The organism is Desulfobulbus rhabdoformis, from assembly GCF_016919065.1.
Taxonomy (GTDB): domain Bacteria; phylum Desulfobacterota; class Desulfobulbia; order Desulfobulbales; family Desulfobulbaceae; genus Desulfobulbus; species Desulfobulbus rhabdoformis.
Window position 1 is genome coordinate 1 of sequence record NZ_JAFFQA010000129.1, and the last position, 1,321, is coordinate 1,321.

Annotated in this window: 2 protein-coding genes; both read right to left on the reverse strand. The window is 47.4% G+C overall.

All coding sequences use genetic code 11. The annotated features are described in order from the left end of the window. Positions 1 to 109 precede the first annotated feature (109 nt). Complete coding sequence (locus JWJ90_RS22725) at positions 110 to 970, reverse strand: IS3 family transposase (protein WP_205229498.1); 861 nt, start codon at positions 968 to 970, stop codon at positions 110 to 112. Beyond that, complete coding sequence (locus tag JWJ90_RS22730) at positions 928 to 1,242, reverse strand: transposase (RefSeq protein ID WP_205229499.1); 315 nt, start codon at positions 1,240 to 1,242, stop codon at positions 928 to 930. The genes JWJ90_RS22725 and JWJ90_RS22730 overlap by 43 nt, the downstream gene beginning before the upstream one ends. Positions 1,243 to 1,321 lie beyond the last annotated feature (79 nt).

A 1,321-nucleotide genomic window follows, 5' to 3' on the forward strand; every position in this document is an offset into this window, starting at 1 on the left:
GAGAAGTGGTCCCTCTTTTTGGACCACCACTTTATGTCTTTAGGCTAACTCCATAGCTCCGGTGGTGCCGCTCAGCCCCTCCCCCCGCGGGGGGAGGGGCTGATTTTTTTCAGGCCGCTTCTTTTGTATTTTTGCAGTACATCTCTTCCGGAGTCATATCTGAAAGAGAAGAATGAGGCCGCTGGATATTATAACGTAATACGTATGACCTGATCCCTTTGCCTAACTCCCTCGGTGTCTCGTACGATTTTAGATAGATATCCTCATATTTGATACTTCGCCAGAATCTCTCGATCATGACATTATCAACCCATCGGCCTTTGCCGTCCATACTGATCGTTACATCGCCCTCTATAAGGGCATTTATCCAAGCCTCGGACGTAAATTGGCAACCTTGATCCGTATTCATGATCTCTGGACTACCAAAGGTCAATAGAGCACGATTGAGGCATTTCAAACAAAAAGCCGTATCCAGGGTTGTTGAAAGCTCCCAATCAATGATCTTGCGGGAATACCAGTCCATTACGGCAAATAGGTACATATGGCCTCGATACATCGGAATATAGCTGATATCGGCACACCACACCTGATTAGGCCTATCTATTTTCAACCCTTTCAGACGATATGGAAATATACCGGATGGGCCTCCGGGAATAGTCGTTCGTTTTCTTGGGTAAATAGCTTCAATACCCATTCTTCCCATCAAACGTCTAACTCTTTTCCGGCCTATGCACTTTTGGGTGTATCGCCGGAGCACTTTGCTAATCCGACGAGTGCCTGCAGCAGGATCTTGAAGGTGGAACTTATCGATCAGTTCCATCAACAGCTGGTTTGCTGCAGACTCCTTCTTGGGCTTGTAGTACACAACGGATCGTGGCACATCCAGAAGCTTGCACTGGCGCCTGATGCTCAGTTGGGAATCGGGTGTTATGAGAGCCGCCCTTTTACGGGTATTCCCAACTGTTCGCACTTTTTTTCAAGAAAATCCACCTCCATGGTCAGCTGACCTATCTTGCGCTGGAGATTGTCTTTTTCACGGTCCTTGCCGGCATTTTTTCTCGGGCTTTCTGTCGCGAAGAGTTCCGGCATCCGGCTCAACAGCTCATTCTTCCATTTGCTGACCGTTATCGGATGGATTTCGTATTCTTGCGCAATCTCATTTTGGGTTTTGATCCCCTGGATTGCCTCAAAGGCAATTCTGGCTTTGAATTCCGGTGTGTGCTTTCTCTTTTGCTTTTTCATAATCCCTCTTCTTTAACATGATGAAGGAACGATGGATAGGTTAGCCAAAGGGGTGGTCCGGATTCTTGGGACCGTCTCT

Bases quoted from the DNA above. Each gene is read 5' to 3' on its own strand.
- JWJ90_RS22730 (WP_205229499.1), bottom strand. From the start codon at position 1,242: ATGAAAAAGCAAAAGAGAAAGCACACACCGGAATTCAAAGCCAGAATT.